Raw genomic sequence first — 20,612 nt, forward strand, 5'->3', positions numbered from 1 at the left:
ATTTAACATTATATGTTTATAAAACGGAATATTGATATAAAAAATCTTTCTCCTGTTGGGGTATTTTTGCCATTTTTCCTGCAAAATCGATATAAACAAGATCAATATGCATTTCAAATACTTTTTCATTCTCTCGAAAAATTTCTTGGAGCAATCGAAATGATACATTTTTGATTTCTATGAGCGTGGTTTTGACTTCCAATAAGTCTCCAAACTTAGCACTTTTGATGTAGTCGGCTTCAATACGTTTTGCGACGAAATGTCCTCCGCTCAATATTGGGGAACGCCCTGCATCGAAAAAAAGCTGACTTCTCGCACGTTCGCAGAAATTGAGATAATTGGAGTGATAAACAACCCCACCGACATCAGTGTCTTCATAATAAACTCGTATTTGCATCTTATAACCCCTTATCCTGCGATATCTATAATTTCATGATTATGAAATTTGACCATAAACTTGTCCATTTTGATAAACTTCGTGTAGACATACAATTTGATGTATACATTTTATGCAAAAGAGTTTTACTTACTTGGTGGTACTCCACCATTTTCGAGACTCTTTTTGAATGCCATAAGTATAGAATGGTTGATCTTATTTATTGAGAATTATGTCCTAATGAGTGTTAAAACAAGGTAGCATAAGAAGCAGGATTACAAGAGATGGACTTATTTAAGATTGGGAAGAAAAAACGCTCGTCTGAACCCTCAGATGAACCATTTGCTTAAGGTTACTAAACGTAAAAATCGTTAAAAAAAACTGCAGAATTTAACTCCGCGCTTGACATGATGGCACTATGAAATACTAGAATATAAAGGACATAAACCCGTATTTTGGATATCAATGGATTTACTAAAACGGGGTCAGGAAATAAAATGGGGCAGGTTTAGGACTCTATATAGTCAAAAACTTAATCATTCAGCGCTTCAAAGGGGATATCCATGTTATCAATAGATCGGAAGGTGCCGCTTTTATTATTGAAATACCATCCGCTCTTTAGTCAAATTTCATTCCTAAATGAAACCCGATGATACGCGGCATACCAAAATGATAATAGTTATGGCTAGGAGTATGGATCATAAAATCCGAATAAGCCGAATTATCCACATTATTAACGTATACTTCAGCCGTCCATCGTTTATTCCTATAGCCTAAAGAAGCATTAGCGATAGAGTATCCGTTGTAATGTGTCGTATTTGCAATATCATAGAAACGTTTCCCCATATACGTCATGGATGCTGTACTGTACCAATGAGCATCCAATTTGTATTTTCCACCTATTGCAGCGGTCATATCGGGGACATCTATTAAATTTTTGCCTGAATAATCAAGTGAATTCGAAATGAACCGATCGTATTTGGCTCGTGTGATACCTATACTGCCATATACATCAAACGTATCCGATACATAATTCAATGTCGATTCGAATCCATAACTGTGTGCTTTATCGGCATTGAGCGTTGTCGTAGCCAAATAATCATTAAAGGTGATCGTACGCACATCATGCATACGGTTATAAAACACTGCACTGGCCATATTCCATGACGAATGAGCTCCGTTTTTATATCCAAGTTCTAAACTCTCTGTAATCTCAGGATTATAAGAGATCAAAGTCGTCCCCGGACTGCGATAATTGTATCCACCGGCACGATACCCTTTTGAATAGGTCAAATAAAGATTATTTCCATCGTTATCATAAGCAAGAGAAAACGTAGGAAGCCAGTGATCTGAAACAATAGTTGATGACAATGCAGACGCATAGCCTGTGTAGTCACGGGTAAAATCCCGTTTTGTTTGTTGATAACGGAGCCCTGATGTCAATGAAAAATAAGAGTTCAGAGCATAACGGATTTTTCCGTACAACGCTACATTCGTATCCAAATTATCTAAATTATTCGTATTGTTATACGATGGAACAGAAGGAAATCTTTGGGTTTCAAGATAATTAAATCGCAGTTTATCGCTATAAAACCCACCCAATACATATTCCATTTTGTCATAAATAGCATTTAGACGTAATTCCTGCGATACCTCTTCAATATTGATATCCATAAAATCATCCATTGCAATATTTAAAACACCCAATTTGGAGATATAGTCATCTTTTTGAATCGATTGCCGTCCGTAACTGGAAACGGATGTTAAAGAGGTATTATTTTGCGTATATTTGATAACCAATGAAAGCAAGTCGCTATCCATTTTCACCCAGTCATCCTGTAGTTCATTATCGATATTGTAGGGATTGTTCGTCGTATCAATTTTAAAGGCTGTTCCGCCATCGTCCAGCTTTGTTTTTATATAGTTTAACGATAAATTCAAATGCGACGAGGGATCATATTTTAATTTTCCATTAAAACTTCTCAAATGGCGATGATCAACCATATTATGCGTTCTTTCATTCGTTGCATAGCCATCGGATTGATTGTCGGTGAATGAAAAAGAAAATCCTAATTTATCAAAACTGCTCGGACCGCTTATACGTCCATAAAATTTTTTAGAGTCATACGAACTGTAATCGATAGATGCTTCACTTATCAGAGCATCACTAATTGGCTTTGTATACATATTGATAACACCCGATTCCGCATTTTTACCAAAATCAGTTCCCTGAGCCCCTTTAAACACCTCGATACGATTAATATTAGCCATATCCATTGCACCAATCCCATGACTAAACGTTATAGGCATATCATCAATATACATAGCAATACTTGATTCAGTTGTAACATAATTTGAAATACCACGTATGGAAACGGTAGTATCCATACGATTTCCGAGACCCGAAATATTAGTATTTGGCAAAACGGAAGAGAGATTCTGCATAGAATTGATTTTACCAATTGATAACTTCTCTATATCCAAAACATCAATGCTTGCAGGAATATCTATTTGGTTATCGTCTAACTTTGCAGATTCAATGACAATCGGTTCTAATTGCACGGCATATACGGTTTGTACTACTGAAATACTATATAGTGCAATGAGCTTTTTAATCATTGACAACAATTATCCTCTCATATTTTTTCATGAAGAATCATATCTAGTGAATGTTGCATGTGTGTCGCAAAAAATAATCATCTGCTTTATGTGAGTTCGTAATCTGACTGATTGCAATTATAAAACAACATGTGGATACCCTCAAGCAGGAAGAACACCGTATTTTGGATACCAATAACTGGATCAGGAAATATCATAGAGTTCAAATACGCGATTTATTCTATTTCCACAATTCGATTGCGTTCGTCAATGTTTACACTTTATAAGCCATATAGAGCCTTCTCTCGCCTGTTGATAAAGCAAATATTCTAAAAGCCAAGCAAAATCACTGAAAGGAAGTTAGTCAGGCTTTCCAGCATATTCAGGTAATGCAAATTTTTCATATTTTGATTATATTGGTTAAATTTACGCTTTTTCCAAAATAGCTTCTATATCTTGTACACTATAAATCTCTCCCATTCCCCACACAACTGCAAGTGCGTGTGCATTACGGGCGATATCCGGGATTCTCTCTTTGGGGATATGCGCCTGCGCAAGAGTGATCGGCGTGCCGATAGTACCGTACCAGCGTTTGAGCATTGTAATCCCCTCTTCTGCACTTTGTTTACCAAATACCTCTTTGGCAAATCGTTCGAACTGCTCTTTGTTTTTGGATTGATACCAGCTCATCCATGCAGGAACAACGATCGAGAGCCCTGCTCCGTGAGGAATGTTGAACAGAGCTGAGAGAGCATGCTCGATCATGTGATTCGGCCAGTTTCCCGCTCCTGTTCCTGAAGTGGTCAGACCGTTGAGAGCTTGAGAGGACACCCAGGCAAATTCAGCTCTGGCATGATAATCCTCAGGATGTTCTATCAGCCGATCTGTCAACTCGATCACACTTTTGACAATCGATTCGACCAAACGCGATTGAAAATGGGGATGATCGGTTGCCGTCAAATAAGTCTCTAATGCATGGGCGATGATGTCCGAAGCCGAATAGATCAAATACTCTTTGCTTACGCTTTGCATGAGTTCCGGGTTTACAATGGAGAGTCTCGGATTGAGTAACACAGAACCGATCGAGTATTTTTGTCGTGTTGCTTCGTTGGTGATGACTGAGTTTCCGTTCATTTCACTTGCGGCAGCGGCAAGAGTGACGATAGTATAGACCGGCAGTGCTGATTGGATTGGTGATTTTCCTAAATAGTATTCCCACACATCACCCTCAGATTTTACACCTGCTGCGATCGCTTTTGCCGTATCGATGACAGATCCTCCTCCGACGGCGAGTATCGCCTTTGTATTGGTAGATCGGGCCAGTTCAATCCCCTCATAAACTTTGGATAAAACGGGATTGCTGATCACACCGCTCAATTCATCGTATTTAATATTAGATAAATTTAGACTTTCTATTACTCTCGTATACAAACCGTTGTTCTTGATTGAACCGGTGCCATAAACGAGCAATACATTCTCAATGCCATCGTCTTTGAGCCATTGCCCGATATTGTTTTCTTTTCCCGGACCAAATTCTATACGAGTCGGGTTGTGGTAGCTAAATGGGGTCATAGGTCACCTCACTCTATATATTTTTCGCGATTGTATCACGGTTATGATTTGTTTTGTACGGGTGTGATACAGCAATCGTTAATGCCCAATAGCGATCCAGCCAATATACTGGGACTGAGACGGTATTTATGTCCGTATTCGATGTTAGAAAACTCTGAATCCGCTATTGTCTTGGCTTTTTCGTGAGGGCACCCTTCCAAAACGCAAATTTCATCGATCACTTCGTTGTAGTATTCACTCAAAGAATGTTTCATCATTTTCCCATTGCCATCATCAAAAATCCGGTAAATGCAGCATTGTCTCGTCCGATTAACGGACTGACTAACGTGCGCATCTGTGATAACACTGCAGTATAGCGTTCATAAAATTCACACGTCGGACGGGGCTTATAGACGATCCCGCCGATCTCGAAAAATTTGATAATCTCTTTGGTAGTTGAGGGTTTGATAAAAAAGTTTTTTTCGCGATCATAGTAATAAGGAATGAGTGTGACAATTGACCATTTCGCCAGAGTATAGATCGCAAGAACATCTACAATCATCTCAAATCCTTTCTCCCGTTTGCCATGTATCAATTCATACAGAGCGATAGAGAGCATATCACGCTGATCCATGCTCATCGCTTTGATCATATCACGTACTTTTGGCTTTTCGAACAATGAAATGAGGGTTGATTTAGAGACAATTTTTGCAAAGTTCTCACATATCTCATCAGGATTTCGAAAACGTTCCGGTGTAAAGAGATCTTCTACACTTTTTCCGATCTTCTCGGTATTGTGTCGTTTGATGATTGGAAGCAGCCTTTCATCTTCGAAACCTTTGGGATAAAAGGCCAAAAAGTTCGCTTCAGCCTCTTTGAGCTTATCGTAGTTCATTAGCATACCTGAAATATTAGTTGATATTAAATGCTCATGCATAGCATTGTTTATCCATTATTGAAAAAGGTGTAAAGTGATTTTAGCACCTTTATCACGTATAGCGATAATGCTTTGGTATTCATCAGAATTGAACCAATGTGTAGCATTCTCGTGTGAATCAAACTCTATGACTACGATGTCAGGATATTCAATCGTCCCGACAAAAGAATCTATGTGTTTTCCACGCAAAAGGACTCTGCCTCCATAAGGCTCTAGAGTGCATTGTACTTTGCTCTTATATTCTGTCCATTTTACTGGATCTGTAATACAAATCTGTCCTATAACATACGTTGTCATTTTCTTCTCCAATTATTGTAGCCAGATCAAAGATACCAAATGGTAGCAATTCGATGAAAAGGGAATAGATGTTTTAAAAGGAGAAATTTTCCAAAATCTCCAATGTCACTGGTATAGCGGTTTTGCATATCTTAGCGAAACCATAGCCTTAAAATTGCAAAAGAAAGTAGTATGTAACTACCATTTTCCCACCCCGCAATCCAAGCACCAAAAGCACCTAAAGCGAATGTGAGTGATGTAACGATCGGACGTAAAGAAGTCTCAACGAGGTGCTTGAGACTTTCAACCTGCAGTGAGGAAATTTCTACATTGAGCTCCCCACGGCTGGCTTTGCGCAGAGTCTCTCTTGCGGCAATGAAATCATCCGGCAATCTGCGAATTTCATCACGAACAGTATCGAATAGTGATTCTTTTATCCCCAATGCTCTTGGAATATTCCGTTGTAAAATCGGAAGAATATCTTTGATACCATTGAAATTCTCAATATAGGATGTCCCTAATCCCTCGATGATAGCGCTTACACGCAGGATATAAATAGCCTCTTGAGGAAGTTTGAAAGGTAAGTTTTTTGTTTGTTCCATAACTTCAAAGGCTAGGTGCTGCATACTTCCGCTGCTGAGTGTATCATTGGAAAAAATCTCGAACATTCTCTCGGTAAACTCTGCCAACTCGGACGAAGGTGCGTCGTATGCTACTGTTCCCATCCGTTTTGCCGCACTCACGTATGCTTCATAATCACGCTCATTTGCAGCTTTGATGAGTTCTATAATCGCAACACGCATAGGATTGGAGACACGCTTAACCATCCCGAAATCAAGCAGTATCAGTTCACCCTCAGCACTGATCAATAAATTCCCCGGGTGGGGATCAGCATGGAAAAAGCCTTTGACAAGCATTTGCTCGGTATAAAAACGGACCAGTTTATCAATGATTGGAGCTATCTCTATGTGGTTTTCTTCAATAGATTTTCGATCGTCAAAACGAAATCCCTCTTCAAAACTCATTACAAGAGCATCTTCACCAGAGTACTGCGGATACGCAATGGGGAATCGTATCCCGGAGTTCTCATAAACCGTACTAAAACGATCTAAATTTTGACGTTCGCGACGCATACTGCACTCTTGTATGATCATCGATGAAAATTCTGAAATAACCGATTCGATAGAGTGGCGAGTCAAAGGAGAAAAAAGAGGACGAAAGAGACGATTAAATAATGCAACAATACGAAGATCAGCCCGAATCCGTTTTTCAATTCCCTCTCTTCGAAGTTTAACGGCGACACGAACACCGTTGGGCAAAAATGCTTCATGGACTTGTCCGATGGAGGCAGAAGCGATTGGGATCTCTTCGAATCGTTCAAACGGCCACTCTATAAATGAGCGTTTGAGCACTTTTTGATAATCCGTTGTACTCATTGCAGGTAAATCATCATGAATCGTTCGTAAAGCGACAAGATACCGCTCATCGAAAAAATCGTTACGGGTTGCCAGTATCTGAACCAGTTTCACAAAACTGGTCCCTAATATCATGACACTGTTGGAAAGTTGATCAGGTTCCAGGGCTCTGACACCCATAAAACTCTCTCGTTTTCTAATGAGAAGATAAAAACTGAGTAAAAGGCGAAAAACACGCCAGATACGCAGAGGAGAATAAAGTCCCATCAGCGTTTCAATTCTTCAATATCCTGTTTTGTTGCGATTCCAAGTTCTTCTATAACTTCACGAATCGCCGATTTTATCTCTTCTTTGAGACGTTTTTCTTCGTCTTCACCTTTTGATTTCAAACTCTCTAGAAAACTTTTGGTATCGGTCGAATTGAGCTTCCCTTTTTCTTCAAGCTTTTTGAGTTCTTCTTCGACTCTCTCTTTGAGCAATAGTGCTCCGCCTACCCCAGTATAAAGTAACTCTTTTAACATGATTTTCTCCACACTTTTAGATAACTACAGTATAAACTCAAAATATTAATATTTCTATAGTTTTTTTCTCTATATTTATAAAATTCAAACACTATAAAGATTGATATATTTTAATATTAATCTAGAATGAAAAAATAAGCTTTCCACCCACAAGATAATAATCATACCCTACCGTTTGTCCCATAGCGTAATTTCCTCCTTCAGCGTTTAGCTGGGCGGCGATATTCGGTGTGATTTGTTGACGGAGCAAAAGTGATCCGCCCCAGAACCAGTCATTGTGATCCAGTGCATATCGACGATAGCTCTGATGCCCGAAATAAGGTTCGATGCTAATGGTTGTGCATTCGATTTGTTTGCTGGCTGAGAGATAAAATTGGTGAGATAAAAAACGCTCTGGATCAAAGTACCCTCCTCCGCTTTGTCGGTCATAGTTGAGATAACGGATACGATAGCCGACATCAACAAACGGGTCCTCTCGTAGATAGCGGTATCTCAGACCAACGATAAAATCATTCGCAAAATTATTGTCCGTATAGTCACGATAATTGTAATTTGCACTTCCTATCAATGTATCGGTAATAGAATATGTTCCAGCCAATGCATAGGTAGTCATGCCGATTTTATTATTGATAAGCGCTGCCGTATCGGTTAAATAGTTTTTCGATAAACCGGCATAAAGCGAATAATTTTGATTACTATGAGAAATTGCCCCGTGGGTGATCGTCTTGTCAACTCCGTTCAGTTCTTGGAGTCCGGCACCTGCACTAACATTCCAATTGTTATCCAATGGAACCGACACATCAACATTGAGCATATCTGCATGAGCTTTTTGCGTATCACTCTCGGCCAATGTTTTTTGATATACAGATCTCACTGTAAAATTGTCACCGAAAAAAGTATATCCGCCTTCTAAACGGGTTGCTTCGTTAGAGTCGGTATCTTTGAAATAGCTCATTTGCGGGAAAGTGATTTCATGTTTTATCGGTCGTTTTTGATAGCATTTTTGCTCTTTATCAATCCGTACTGCGAGTTCTTTTAGCTCTTTTTCTTGGTAAGGGAGGGAACAAAGTGTTGAGGATCGAATCTCTTGCGCTTTTTCAAATTCTCCCAAGGATACATACGAGTGTGCCAAACCTACTCGGGTGTCAAATTGGTTTTCATCACGTAAAAGCGATTGATATATATTAATCGCTTCATGATTTTTTCCATTCCATCGGAGTAAATCAGCTTTGATTTTGAGGGCATCTTTGTTTTGAGGTGCGTGATTCAAAACGATTTGAATTTGTTCGTTTGCCCCTTTGAGATCCCCTTTCCATGAAAGTATACGAGCCAACTCGGTTCTGGACGCATCATCATTCGGATTGGATTGAATCAACGTATTTAGAATCATGATTGAATCATCGTAGTGTTTTGCCCATGCGATTGCTACTGCCATCTTACGTGTTGTTTCAGCTGTCAACGTATGTTTTAGACTATCCGCATTATACGCTTCAACATAATAGGATGCAGCTTTTTCCAAGGCGTTTTGTTGAAGACTTGAATCGCCTTTTTCTTTTAATTCTCTGACCGTACTATCCAGTTCGATCCCAAACAGACCCTGTGAAGCAACCATCATACAAAGAATATATGACAAATAATGGGTATTCATCTAAACCCCTTTTAAATAAGCTTTGAAGAGCGATAGCTCAATCAGATTTTCCATTCTTTCACCTTTGAGGCCAATTGTATTCAATGAAAGGGAATCTGATCGTATGAAATTCATTATATCATTTTCTTGATAAGATGAAATATTGATATTTTGTTGATGTATATGCAGTACAGAAAGATTCGTTTTTATCTCTGAAAAAGGATTTTCATCCCCTAAAACGGCAATACGAAAATACGTGCTTTGGGCTAGTTGAATGAGTTCATCGTACCCTAACATGGGGTAATTCACCCCATTAACAAAAAGGGATTTCCCTATATGCACAGGTGATACCACCAAGGTGGCTTTCATCTGATACTCTATCAATAACGGTAATACATAATTCGTAATTGTAATATCGGGCATTGAAAAGAGAAGTGCCATATTTTTCTTTTGGCTCTTTTGTTTGGCAGATTGCAATTCATCGACATAGCAGGTTTTGTATCCGTACTCATATAGATATTCCAAGTGGGTTGATAGTGCCTGAACCGAAACCGTTTTTTCCCTCTTTTCAACACTAATAAATCCATATTTCAAGATTGGACATGTGCCCTCTTCCGCTTTATTTGGTTCAATTGCGCCGAATACGGAGGTTGATAATGCAGTTGCAGAACAGATAGAAACACATATAAATTCTCTTCGTTTCATTTCCCTCTTACCTCTTATCCGTTTTTTTGCGAAACCATTCTCGCAAGTGCGAAGCAGCAGGTTTTTCATACATGTGGAAACTCGGTGCATTCCATCCATGAAAGCGATATGTTCCTATAGAATTGTTATTCCATGGTTTTGGCAACACATCGGTGACATAAAGATTTTTTTGGATCTGTTTTGCCCTAGGAGCGTCTTGTTCGTGCTCAAACACAACAGCAACGGTTTGTATTGCATCACAACTCAATGTTGGTTTATCTCCGGAACCGAGGATTTGTCGAGAGCTAGGATCACTAAAATGGATCAGATGCCATGGAAGACGAATTTCCAACGATCTTTCATCACTATAAAAATCAGATCGTGAATTAAACTGTTTATTCTTTGGGTTTAGTGAACCCTCGATCAGTTTTCCTGCATTATAAACGTATGATGGATAAAAAGTAGCGCCGTTCTTGCTTACTCTGCGTTCATTGGATTTGTGCAGGATAATACTCCAAAGTCCTTCCTCAGAAGAACTGAACGTTTGAGCGGTGTTGAGATATCTATCCAACGGAGTATAGATTAAGAGTCTACTCCCATGCGTTTTATCAATATGGACAATAAAATGCAGATCAATGGGAGAGATAAGATTGACTCCCAAGGGTAATAGTTTTTCTCCATGCAGTTGGTTTGATAGATTTAAACCGATCAATACGGAATCTTTTGACCACTCCATTGTCTCGTTAAAAAGGATTTTTAAATATAAAAACCCCTCATCATGCTGCATAAGCAATGATTGAAACTGATTCTTTTTGGAATCGTTAGCGTGATAAATACTAACGGCATCATTCCATTCATTGGATTTTGCATCCAAAGTGACCAGAGGTTTTGGATATCCTGGATACATCCCCATAATTCCAAAGCTCTCCTCGGGATCTAAAGAGTTGAACCACAATGATTTACGCTCAAAAGGGATTAAATAAGGGAAAAATTGAATGTGTTTTTTACACCATTCATCAAACCAGCTAAATAAAATCATCCCTGAAAAGTTGTGTTTTTCGAGCGTATTGCTCAATCGGATGATTTTTTGAGCCTGTGTCTCTTCATCCAATCCCCCTTGGTGATAACCGGATGGGTTCCAATGACCGCTGTTACGGCTTGAGGGAATGCCGTATTCTGCAATGACAACGGGCTGGTTTTTGTGATACTCTTTTAACCTGCGGCAATACAAATCGTATCCATCTTCATGCGGGAAATCATTCATTAAAAAATCCGGATGATAGGGATAAACATGATACGAGGCGAAAAAACCGCTTCCGCGCAGAGGTGTAACCTTACGCAGATCCAGCACCTCTTTATCATCTTCATCTCTGCAATGGTTACAAGATGGAGAGAATCCTTGAAATCGAGCTGTCTCACATGGCCCAGCTTCTGAGAGATGTGTTAGGGGATCAAGCGTTGGCCAGTTGATTGTTGAAACAGGATGGGTGACTTTATACGCAGCGTGTTCGTATTTTTGTATGTCATCGCATCGTTTGGTAATCCACACCTCAAAAGGGGTTCCATCATCGATAGACAAATATTCTCCCGCAAATGAGCGTTCAGAACCTGTATAAAGAGCATTGTAATGCGTTATTGCACAACTTTCCCACTCTCTTCCCAACAAATAACCGATAAGCCATTGAGAGACATTGGCTCGATAGATGCCATGCGGATAACCCGGTTTTTCATCTAATGAAAGATGGCCGTTGATGGCGTCAACACTTTGTTGAATTTGTTGTTTGACATAGGACATATAAGACGACTCATTAAAATCACCTTCTCTTTTTTCAGGCAGTTCCAGCCAGATTTCTTGAAAGAAATAGAGTTTTTTCTGTGAAGCGGCATTGAACTCAAAGAGTGCTTCATAAAACGCAGGCGGATGCAATGTATATATTCTAATGCTGTTGAATCCTATCTCAGCGATTGATGCGAACCATTGTTTGTAGGTCGTTTTCCCGATGGCGTATTCTCCGGGAAAATATCCCGGTATCCCTAGCCCTATATTGACTCCGTAGATTGGGAAAGGTTTCCATCCGTTATCTTGTATTTCAATATGGTTGTCAAAGGAACGAAAATAAGAACTCGAAGCCATTGCAGGGAAAGTTTGCAGTTTTTTTTGTGCAGCGGTTTGTTCTATGAGGATGAGGATTTCAGATCGATTCGGAGACAAATCGAGGGCTTTGTAAAATGCCCATCTCGCTCCATCCCAATTGGATAGATTGAAAAAAGCCTTCCCCACCCCTATCCATTTATCGGATGAAATATCCTTTTCCAGTGAACGGCGAAAGAGGTTTAGGGCTTCTTGATAGTCCTGATTTGCAAGGGCTAAAATCCCTTTTTGATAATAATCATTTATCATTTTTGGATAGGTTTTGTTTCGCTTTTACCGGACTTATGAACGTATTCCCATGTGTAGGAGGTAAATAGAAATTTATATATGGCTTGAATACGCCACCATGCATTGAGTTGACGATAACCGAAATGTTCCAATGCCCCATAGCTTAGCAAACGGATCAGATGGCGCCATGATGGATAACGTTTGATTGTCATCTCTTCGAGCAAAATCGTTGCCGAAGAGAGAAAAATACCATAGACGATTGCAAATAAAAGAAACAAGGTGAAGTATTCAACACTTAGCAATCCCAACCAATAGGCTAATGGCATAACGATAAATCCAAGCAATTCGATAAATGCACCCGGAGCTTCGAGTAACACAAAATACGGAAGGGCAAAAAGACCTACCGTTTTGTATCGCGGATTAAACATCATCGATTTATGTTTCCAGCATGCTTGGAACAATCCCACTTGCCAGCGTCGTCTTTGACGACCGAGCTCATGAAGAGACTCTGGAACTTCCGTCCAACAAATCGCATCCAAAGCATAACTGATTTTAAACGGTTTATTTTCATGGGTGTAGAGTTTTTGGAGCTTGAAAACGATTTCCAAGTCCTCCGATACCTGATCACGACTGTATCCGCCGCTGCGAATGACGGCATCTTTTAAAAAGAGAGAAAAAGCACCCGATAGAATCATGGATCCGTTCATGGCATTCCATCCGATACGACCGAACAGAAAGCTTCTCAAATATTCGACAATTTGGAACATAGGGAGCGTTTTATTCGGAAGTTCCGGAAGATTGGTCGTAATTTCAGGATGATTCATACCATTGAGCACACGGACATCACCTCCGCAGGCGATAACGGGAACAGGATTTTCGATGACATGAACCATCATTTTCAAAAGTGCTCTCGGATCCAAAACCGAATCGGAATCTACCGAACAAAAATAGGGATAATGGCTGCTGTTTATCCCTGCATTCAATGCATCGGCTTTTCCGCCTTGTTCTTTATCTAAAACCAAAAAATTAGGGATCTCTTTCGAATAGTAAAATGAGTGAACCGCTTCGGTTTTTAGTATGTCACGATACAATAAAGTTGTTTTTTGCAAACGATATGTGTCAATGAGTTTTTGCAATGTTGAATCTGTCGATCCGTCATTGATGACTATCACTTCGAAAGACGGGTATTCTTGGCTCAGGGCGGTTTCTACGGTACGAAGGATGACATTTTCTTCATTGTGTGCGGGTATGATGATCGACACCGGAGGGGTCTCATTGGAATTCAGCCACAGCTGGTCTTCCACGTATTTGGCTTTTCTTGCCTGCCGAATAACGCTTATGAGTGCGATGGTAAGTAAAAGTGAATAGACTCCATTGAGTAAACCGTAATAGACACCGACACCGGCATTGAACAACAAAATGCTGAGTAATAAAAAATTATGCATGGCTGTTCTCCTTGGTGGCTAAAAGATTCGTGATTGTTTGCCGTGTCAGTTCAGGATAGGCACCGAGATCGATATTGTTTTCCCAATCTATCAACCCAATGTTATTTAAGTACTGCACAATGATTTTCGCATTATCGTAATAAGCCGATTCGGGTGAGATATAGCTCAAAAGCTCAGCAAAAAAGCCTTCCATTTGTATCGCTTCCGCAATCGATTCTTTTGCATAGTTGTCGTTACCTTGGATGATTTGCACCATCATGGTGAGAACATTCGCACCATAAGAGACCAGTAGTTCCGCGAAATTTCGACGAACCTGCCAAGCGCTATCTTCTAGTAAAAAGAGAAATTTCAATGCTTCATCTCGCTCTAAACGGTGTTTCAAAACGCCGATAGCTTGAACGCGAACAAACCATTTCGGATGTTTTAGCATTTGTATTACAGGAGATAAATCAAACGAATTTTCAAGTGAAACATTACTCAAATGGCGCAACGCACGAACAGACAATTCAGCATCGCCACTTTGTAAAATATCCAAACAATAGTGTATGGAATGCGTTGAAGAAGAACAGCGGCTAATCGTATCGAGCATGACAAGTTGAGCTTCTTTCTGTGCATTAATTCGGTATAGACTGCAAGCTTCCAATAAAAGATCTAAATATTTTGGCGAAAACGTCAACAAAACCATTTCAGCATTTTTTTGAGATACTGAATGATGTTTTAATGCATCCGGCAATAAGACAACAATGGATTTCAATGCTTCATCGGTGGCGATAAGTGCCAGAGATTTAAAAATAACATTGATAAATTCCGTATTTTTCAGTGCGTTCCGTGCAGATTCTTCAAGAAGCGCAACGGATCCGTTATGTCGAAAACGGCCAATGCGATCAGCAGCAAATGCTTTTTTCTGGATGGATGCATGAGAAGAGAGTGTTGATTGGTATTTTTCGATATATCCCAATGCCTCGATCGTAGATAAAAAATGAAAATTTTCATTGTAATGGCGATACATCACCTCTTCCAATGCTTCAGAACGAAGAGGATCGGATTCTATCTCTTGCCGCAACGAAGCAATAGAGATACTCTCATTTTTTAAAATATGATCCAAACGCTCTTTATACTCGATTTTCAAACGGTCTAAACGTGCAAATCTTTTCTCATGTATCCATCGACGTGAAAACGTTGTTACAATGATTCCGACAATGGAAACTGTGATGATAGCAATCAGGGAGATTAATATATTTTGCATCATAGTGTGATCCGTTTTGAGTTATTTTTGTGATTCTTCTTTAGTATAGTCTTTTTTATCTTAAATCGATTATTAAGATTGTCTCTTCGCATATTGTTTTTTTTGATTTAATATACCACTTTATTCCGTCCGCTGTATTTTGCTTCGTACAACAGCTCATCTGCGCGGTTTAAAAGGTGCTCACTGCTTTCCGCGTCATCGATCATAACAACTCCAAAAGAACAGGTGACTGTTCCGACATCTTTAAAATTGGTTGTACTGATTTTTTCTCGAATCATCTCTGCGACGTGCGCGGCTTCTTGCAAATCGGTATCCGGCAACAATATGACAAATTCTTCACCTCCCCATCGTGCGAAAAAATCACTGCGCCGAATTAACTGGGAAACAAGCTCAGATACATGTTGTAATACAGTGTCACCCACCAAATGACCATACGTATCATTCACATTTTTAAAATGGTCGATATCAAAAAAGATAACGCTCAATCGATCATTTGTCCTCTGAGTGATTTTGATGGTATGTTCATATACCATTTCAAAATGGAACCGGTTTGGAATCTTGGTCAGCGGATCGATCATGGTTTGCATCTGCATGACCGATATATCATTAAAGATAACGACATAACGAATCTCATCATTGACTTTAAGCACCGAAATTCTGACTTCAAAAATCGTCGTGAATCCATTGATCGTCATTTTTGCTTTATGACTTTTCAGAGGATGATTCAGCATATATTCGGTCCAACGTTGATCATCATGCATTGGCATCAAAAATTCATTGGTATCCCCTGCTTCGAAATACTCGCAGACACACGCATGTTCTTTTTTAAAATGCTCAATGGTGTCATAGTCCAAATAGCTCAAAAATGAACTGTTAGCTGCAACAAGAGTCTCTCCATCGGTCACAATCACAGGAGAAGGAACAGAATCCAAAATCGTTTGAGAATAGCGTTCCTGAAAACTCATTTTCGTCATGATATAGCGATAAATTCGATCGACAATCAAAACCGTCAGCACTATCAAACCAAACATAATAATGCCGGACGCTACGATAGTATGCCTTGTATGTGATTTGAAATCATCGGATTGGCGTATGAAGAGGATATTTCCAACCTGTTTTGACGCATAGTTCTTCACTGGGAGTACGTTTACTTGATATGTTTTATACGAATATGAGAAAAATGTATTTTCCAATTTGGAGTGCAATTTGGAATACTCCCTAAAAAACGGACGATATTGCACCGGTATGTCCATTCCGATACAGTGTCCGATTTCAATCGGATCATTGATGCGAGCAAAGTTTCCGAGTAATAGTTTATTGACAAAGAAAAAAGATTCATACCCTGCAAATCGATGAATTTTATCGGTGAAATAAGGTTCGGAAACTCCAAATTCTATTGCACCGATATAGACACCACGATCAAAAATCGGAATCATCAGTCGATATGCAAGCCCTTGTCTGCCCTCTTCAAACCCCGAAACATTTTGCTGTGTTTTATGTGTGTATGCGACCATTGGACGATGAAGTGCGATTGGATCTCCATAGACTTCCGGCTGATGCAATCGAAGCAAAGAGGTTCCGTCTGCATTATGAAACTGCATCACGACAAGCCAAGGATTTTCACGCTGCATCGCAATCCATTGAGGGCGCATAAGCGTATATAATTTCTTATGATCTTGCTTTCGGAAGGCTTCAATAACGCCCGGGATTTCGATATTTGTTTTGGCTCGAGAATGATAAAATGCATTTAAGTCATCTACTGTCTCATTATAGGTACGATATACCTGATTGTAGGCTTCGTTGATTCTCCGTTCTTCATCTTTTGAATCTCTGTACAAGTTGTATCCCGTCGTTGTCGAAGAGACTAAAACAATCAACAAGATTAAAAAAACAATAACTTTCTTTTTGGAGTTATACATCGCCCTATAGCCTTTTATTTGTTATGCAATATGCTTCGAATGCTTCAATACTCAACGGACGACTGAAATAATACCCCTGATACGCTCCGCATCCAAAAGATTTCAACATGCTCAACTGCTCTTGTGTTTCAACACCTTCAGCTATGACAGATAGCCCCATGCTGTGTCCTAGTGCAATTGTTGACTTACAGATGATCGTGTCATTGGTATCACTCAAAATATCTCGTACAAACCCTTGATCTATTTTCAATTGATCCAACGGAAGACGTTTTAGATATGACAAAGAGGAGTATCCGGTTCCAAAATCATCTAAAGAAAAAGTGATCCCGTACTCTTTTAGGGTTTCCATTTTTTCGATAACGTTTTCAATATTCTGTACCAATAAGCTTTCCGTCAATTCAAGTTTAAGCCGTTTTGGATCAATTTGATAGTGTTCAATTGTCTTGATGACACTATCCGCAAAATTGTTTTGATTGAACTGACGAGCGCTTACATTGACAGAAATGCTAAACGTTTCAAAGCCATTTTGTTGACTCCATTGCTTGATTTGCTCGCACGCTGTTTGTAGAATCCATTCTCCCAGAGGGATGATCAAGCCAGTTTCTTCGGCAAGAGGTATAAACTCTAATGGTGAAACCATACCTCGAGTAGGATGATTCCATCGAATCAACGCTTCGGCACCATAAATTTCACCGTTATTGTAGACTTGCGGCTGATAATAAAGAGAAAATTGTCTCTCTTCAATCCCCCGTCGCATCTCCTCTTCCAGCAGTGCTCTGTCTTTTAACGATTTTTCCATTTCCGGATCAAAGAAACTTAGGGTGTTTCTACCCATCTCTTTGGATTGATACATCGCTAAATCTGCTTGTTTCATCAGTTCATCACTCGAGACACGGTCACTGTTGAAAAGTGTAATACCGACACTGGCAGTTGATTGATAGTTTATCTCATCAAGTACATACGGCTTATTCAATTCCGCTAATATTTTTTTCGCAATCTGCTCACACAAAGAGGCGGCATATTTCTCATCTAGCCCTATATTCGCAAGCAGTATGACAAACTCATCCCCACCTAATCTAGCGATGGTATCCCCGTCGCGAACACATTCGAGCAAGCGTTTGGCAGATTGTTTGAGTAATATATCTCCTATCGCATGTCCCAATGTGTCATTGAGAGTTTTAAAATGGTCTAAATCGATAAACAAAAGTGCCCCGAATTGATGATTCGTTGCATACAGCTCCTGCATCTGGTTCAATCGCTCTATAAACAGTGTTTTATTCGGCAATTGCGTCAAGGTATCGAAAAAAGCGAGTCGATTGATCTCTTCTTCTGCACTTTTTCGTTCGGTAATATCTTGTACCGTTCCTATTGAACGAAGAGGCTTTCCTTGATCATCAAAATCACTGATGCCGCTCTCATGGACCCATTTGATTCGTCCATCATCCATTAATAACCGATGCGTAATTTCATAAGGCTGTTGAGATGAGAGAGAAGTCATATAGGAATTGTTGACCATTTCTCTGTCTTCGGGATGAACAAGATTGGAAAAAGCGGCATACGTCGGAGTAAAATGGTGAGCATCTTGTTCGAATATTCGATAAACTTCTTCCGACCATATTAATGAATTGTTGATCAAATCAAGCGCCCAGCTTCCCATATGGGCAACGTGCTGTGCGTCATTGAGCATTTTCGCATTGAGGCGCAAATCTTCTTGCATCTCTTTTTGTTTGGTTATGTCTTCATAGATACCCAAAACGCCTAAAATACTTCCATCTTTGTTTTTTAGGGGAATTTTGGACGTACTCAACCAGATCGTATTTCCATCCGGAGTCGTTTGATCCTCTTCATAAAAAAGTTTTGCCTCACCCGACTCAATTACCGCTCGATCATCTGCACGATAAAGTTCTGCCTGATCTCTCCATCCAAGCTGATAATCGTCTTTTCCGATTAAATCGGATGGATCTTCTAATCCTGCATCCCGTGCGAATAGAGTATTACACCCCATATAACGCAAATATTTATTTTTCCAAAATACTCGAATCGGTATAGTATCAATGATTGTATTGAGCAGATTGCGAGATTCAATAATTTCATCTTCCGCATTTTTCCATTCGGTAATGTCGGTATCATTTCCCCGGTAGCCAAGCAAGCGACCATCAGGAGCCAGCAGAGGCAAACCATTGGTCATTAGCCATATCAGTTTTCCATCTTTGCGTTCAGCACAATTTTTAAAATTACTAAAAGGCTCTTTACGTTTAATCACTTCAAAAGCGGCATTTTTAAACTCTTCACGTTCGGCAAGAGGGTGTAAATCGTAAAAATGCATCCCTAATATCTCTTTTCGTGTATATCCCAAAACATCGTAAACAACATCACTCACATAGGTGTATTTTCCATCATAATCGACTTCCCATGCAATCGTTCGACTGTGCTGTGAAAGTTCTTCCAAACGCTGTTGACTCTCCACGATTGTCTCGTGCTGATGGATAATATTCTCATCCGTACGTTTCAGTAATTGATAGATAAATCCCAAAATTAAGGTAGTAAAAAGCCCTCCGATGAGTGCTATGATTGATCCCATGTCAAAAAATTCGAGATTATTATTGGTTACATTTTGGACGACGAAAAGATCACCTACCTCTTTTCCGGAAACATCCTTAACGGGAAGGTTTGCAATACGGTAACTGTTTCCGTTGGATTCTAGTTCTTCATCCAGATTTTCATGTTTATGCTGAAGTGATAATTTGTTTTTCATATAAGAGGAAAAAGTATCCGGCAATTTTTCAAAGCTGGAATAAATGAGAACATCCGATGGAAATAATGCCCAGTTTGGTTCACGATTGAGAAGACGCATACCCTCTTCCCATTGATCTTTATTCAATCCCTTTTTGTGCAATACCATAATCAAATCAATATCGGATTGAACATGCAGCATATGCAACACATCCTCAATTTCTTTACCCATTTCGACATAACCGAGCAACTCATTGTCGACGATTACAGGTTGAACCGTCCGTAATGTGAGCATTCCCATGGCACCGACTTCAATACCGGATGAAATATCGCGATGCCATTCAGCTTCCTGAGCCGTAAAACGGTCGATAAAATCCCCTTTTTTCCCGGGGTTGTGTACCCGTAAAAGACAGACTCTATGTTTGTCTAAAAAATAAAAATGGCTAAGGTTATTGCTCTCTTTCATTTTTTGGAAAGTATTTTGCCATTGATGGAGTAATGCCGTAGAATCATTGTGACGCAGTGCTTCTTGTACATTATGATCTGATGCTATGACCTTAAGAGTGAGTGCAAGTGAAGATGCTTGTTCATTTAAAAGTGTCTGCATATTGCTATCGACTTCAGCAATATTTTTTGAAAATGTATCGTGAAGATAATGTTGATGCAGTTTGAATAAGGCAATAGCCATACCGAATGCGGTCAATACCACCAAAAGAGCTAGTGGTGTCATCAACCGGCGTGTCAATGTATTGGGACGAAACAGATTCAGTTTTGGATCTTGATGTGTGAACAATTTTTTCATGTTCAACCTTGTTAATATTAATTATTTTAATTATTTGTATATTAACTTAGAATACACATTGATACCTTTGTGATAGATTAATAGTGCTGTGTTTCCCCACCT

Annotated in this window: 15 protein-coding genes; all 15 read right to left on the reverse strand. The window is 39.5% G+C overall.

Translation table 11 applies throughout. From position 1 onward, the window contains the following. Window positions 1–16 precede the first annotated feature (16 nt). Window positions 17–397, reverse strand: a complete 381-nt coding sequence (locus tag CJD30_RS06095; protein ID WP_294917416.1) for a thioesterase family protein — start codon at window positions 395–397, stop codon at window positions 17–19. 597 nt (window positions 398–994) lie between these two features. After that, complete coding sequence (locus CJD30_RS06100) at window positions 995–2,995, reverse strand: TonB-dependent receptor (protein WP_294917419.1); 2,001 nt, start codon at window positions 2,993–2,995, stop codon at window positions 995–997. Between the two features lie 405 nt (window positions 2,996–3,400). Next, on the reverse strand, window positions 3,401–4,546 hold the full coding sequence (locus CJD30_RS06105) for an iron-containing alcohol dehydrogenase (RefSeq protein ID WP_294917422.1): 1,146 nt from the start codon (window positions 4,544–4,546) through the stop codon (window positions 3,401–3,403). 41 nt (window positions 4,547–4,587) lie between these two features. After that, window positions 4,588–4,803 (reverse strand): hypothetical protein, encoded by a 216-nt coding sequence (locus CJD30_RS06110; protein ID WP_294917424.1) that lies wholly within the window; start codon window positions 4,801–4,803, stop codon window positions 4,588–4,590. Then, window positions 4,800–5,420 (reverse strand): hypothetical protein, encoded by a 621-nt coding sequence (locus CJD30_RS06115; RefSeq protein WP_294917427.1) that lies wholly within the window; start codon window positions 5,418–5,420, stop codon window positions 4,800–4,802. The genes CJD30_RS06110 and CJD30_RS06115 overlap by 4 nt, the downstream gene beginning before the upstream one ends. 57 nt (window positions 5,421–5,477) lie before the next feature. After that, a complete protein-coding gene (locus tag CJD30_RS06120) occupies window positions 5,478–5,759 on the reverse strand; it encodes a DUF1330 domain-containing protein (protein ID WP_294917430.1) in 282 nt (93 codons plus the stop codon). A 131-nt stretch (window positions 5,760–5,890) separates the two neighbouring features. Next, window positions 5,891–7,333: an AarF/UbiB family protein gene (locus tag CJD30_RS06125; protein ID WP_294917432.1), complete on the reverse strand. Its 1,443-nt coding sequence runs from the start codon at window positions 7,331–7,333 to the stop codon at window positions 5,891–5,893. Window positions 7,334–7,419: 86 nt separating this feature from the next. Beyond that, a complete protein-coding gene (locus CJD30_RS06130) occupies window positions 7,420–7,674 on the reverse strand; it encodes a hypothetical protein (protein WP_294917434.1) in 255 nt (84 codons plus the stop codon). Window positions 7,675–7,795: 121 nt separating this feature from the next. Beyond that, complete coding sequence (locus CJD30_RS06135; protein WP_294917437.1) at window positions 7,796–9,322, reverse strand: hypothetical protein; 1,527 nt, start codon at window positions 9,320–9,322, stop codon at window positions 7,796–7,798. Beyond that, on the reverse strand, window positions 9,323–10,075 hold the full coding sequence (locus CJD30_RS06140) for a hypothetical protein (protein ID WP_294917439.1): 753 nt from the start codon (window positions 10,073–10,075) through the stop codon (window positions 9,323–9,325). Further along, window positions 10,014–12,386, reverse strand: coding sequence for a tetratricopeptide repeat protein (locus CJD30_RS06145; RefSeq protein ID WP_294917440.1), 2,373 nt, complete (start codon window positions 12,384–12,386; stop codon window positions 10,014–10,016). Before CJD30_RS06145 ends, CJD30_RS06140 begins: the two co-directional genes overlap by 62 nt. After that, window positions 12,383–13,810: a glycosyltransferase gene (locus tag CJD30_RS06150; protein WP_294917442.1), complete on the reverse strand. Its 1,428-nt coding sequence runs from the start codon at window positions 13,808–13,810 to the stop codon at window positions 12,383–12,385. The genes CJD30_RS06145 and CJD30_RS06150 overlap by 4 nt, the downstream gene beginning before the upstream one ends. After that, window positions 13,803–15,059, reverse strand: a complete 1,257-nt coding sequence (locus tag CJD30_RS06155; protein ID WP_294917444.1) for a hypothetical protein — start codon at window positions 15,057–15,059, stop codon at window positions 13,803–13,805. Before CJD30_RS06155 ends, CJD30_RS06150 begins: the two co-directional genes overlap by 8 nt. Window positions 15,060–15,163: 104 nt before the next feature. Beyond that, window positions 15,164–16,975, reverse strand: coding sequence for a diguanylate cyclase (locus tag CJD30_RS06160; RefSeq protein WP_294917446.1), 1,812 nt, complete (start codon window positions 16,973–16,975; stop codon window positions 15,164–15,166). 4 nt (window positions 16,976–16,979) lie between these two features. Beyond that, window positions 16,980–20,510, reverse strand: coding sequence for an EAL domain-containing protein (locus tag CJD30_RS06165; protein WP_294917450.1), 3,531 nt, complete (start codon window positions 20,508–20,510; stop codon window positions 16,980–16,982). Window positions 20,511–20,612: the final 102 nt, after the last annotated feature.

Origin of the sequence: Sulfuricurvum sp. PD_MW2, from assembly GCF_002633015.1 — a bacterium.
Taxonomy (GTDB): domain Bacteria; phylum Campylobacterota; class Campylobacteria; order Campylobacterales; family Sulfurimonadaceae; genus Sulfuricurvum.

Excerpts from the sequence above, each read along its gene's own strand:
- CJD30_RS06135 (WP_294917437.1), bottom strand. The coding sequence starts at position 9,322 with ATGAATACCCATTATTTGTCATATATTCTTTGTATGATGGTTGCTTCA.
- CJD30_RS06105 (WP_294917422.1), bottom strand. The coding sequence starts at position 4,546 with ATGACCCCATTTAGCTACCACAACCCGACTCGTATAGAATTTGGTCCG.
- CJD30_RS06145 (WP_294917440.1), bottom strand. The coding sequence starts at position 12,386 with ATGATAAATGATTATTATCAAAAAGGGATTTTAGCCCTTGCAAATCAG.
- CJD30_RS06120 (WP_294917430.1), bottom strand. The coding sequence starts at position 5,759 with ATGACAACGTATGTTATAGGACAGATTTGTATTACAGATCCAGTAAAA.
- CJD30_RS06110 (WP_294917424.1), bottom strand. The coding sequence starts at position 4,803 with ATGATGAAACATTCTTTGAGTGAATACTACAACGAAGTGATCGATGAA.
- CJD30_RS06095 (WP_294917416.1), bottom strand. The coding sequence starts at position 397 with ATGCAAATACGAGTTTATTATGAAGACACTGATGTCGGTGGGGTTGTT.
- CJD30_RS06125 (WP_294917432.1), bottom strand. The coding sequence starts at position 7,333 with ATGGGTGTCAGAGCCCTGGAACCTGATCAACTTTCCAACAGTGTCATG.
- CJD30_RS06130 (WP_294917434.1), bottom strand. The coding sequence starts at position 7,674 with ATGTTAAAAGAGTTACTTTATACTGGGGTAGGCGGAGCACTATTGCTC.
- CJD30_RS06165 (WP_294917450.1), bottom strand. The coding sequence starts at position 20,510 with ATGAAAAAATTGTTCACACATCAAGATCCAAAACTGAATCTGTTTCGT.
- CJD30_RS06155 (WP_294917444.1), bottom strand. The coding sequence starts at position 15,059 with ATGATGCAAAATATATTAATCTCCCTGATTGCTATCATCACAGTTTCC.
- CJD30_RS06140 (WP_294917439.1), bottom strand. The coding sequence starts at position 10,075 with ATGAAAAACCTGCTGCTTCGCACTTGCGAGAATGGTTTCGCAAAAAAA.
- CJD30_RS06115 (WP_294917427.1), bottom strand. The coding sequence starts at position 5,420 with ATGAACTACGATAAGCTCAAAGAGGCTGAAGCGAACTTTTTGGCCTTT.
- CJD30_RS06150 (WP_294917442.1), bottom strand. The coding sequence starts at position 13,810 with ATGCATAATTTTTTATTACTCAGCATTTTGTTGTTCAATGCCGGTGTC.
- CJD30_RS06160 (WP_294917446.1), bottom strand. The coding sequence starts at position 16,975 with ATGTATAACTCCAAAAAGAAAGTTATTGTTTTTTTAATCTTGTTGATT.
- CJD30_RS06100 (WP_294917419.1), bottom strand. The coding sequence starts at position 2,995 with ATGATTAAAAAGCTCATTGCACTATATAGTATTTCAGTAGTACAAACC.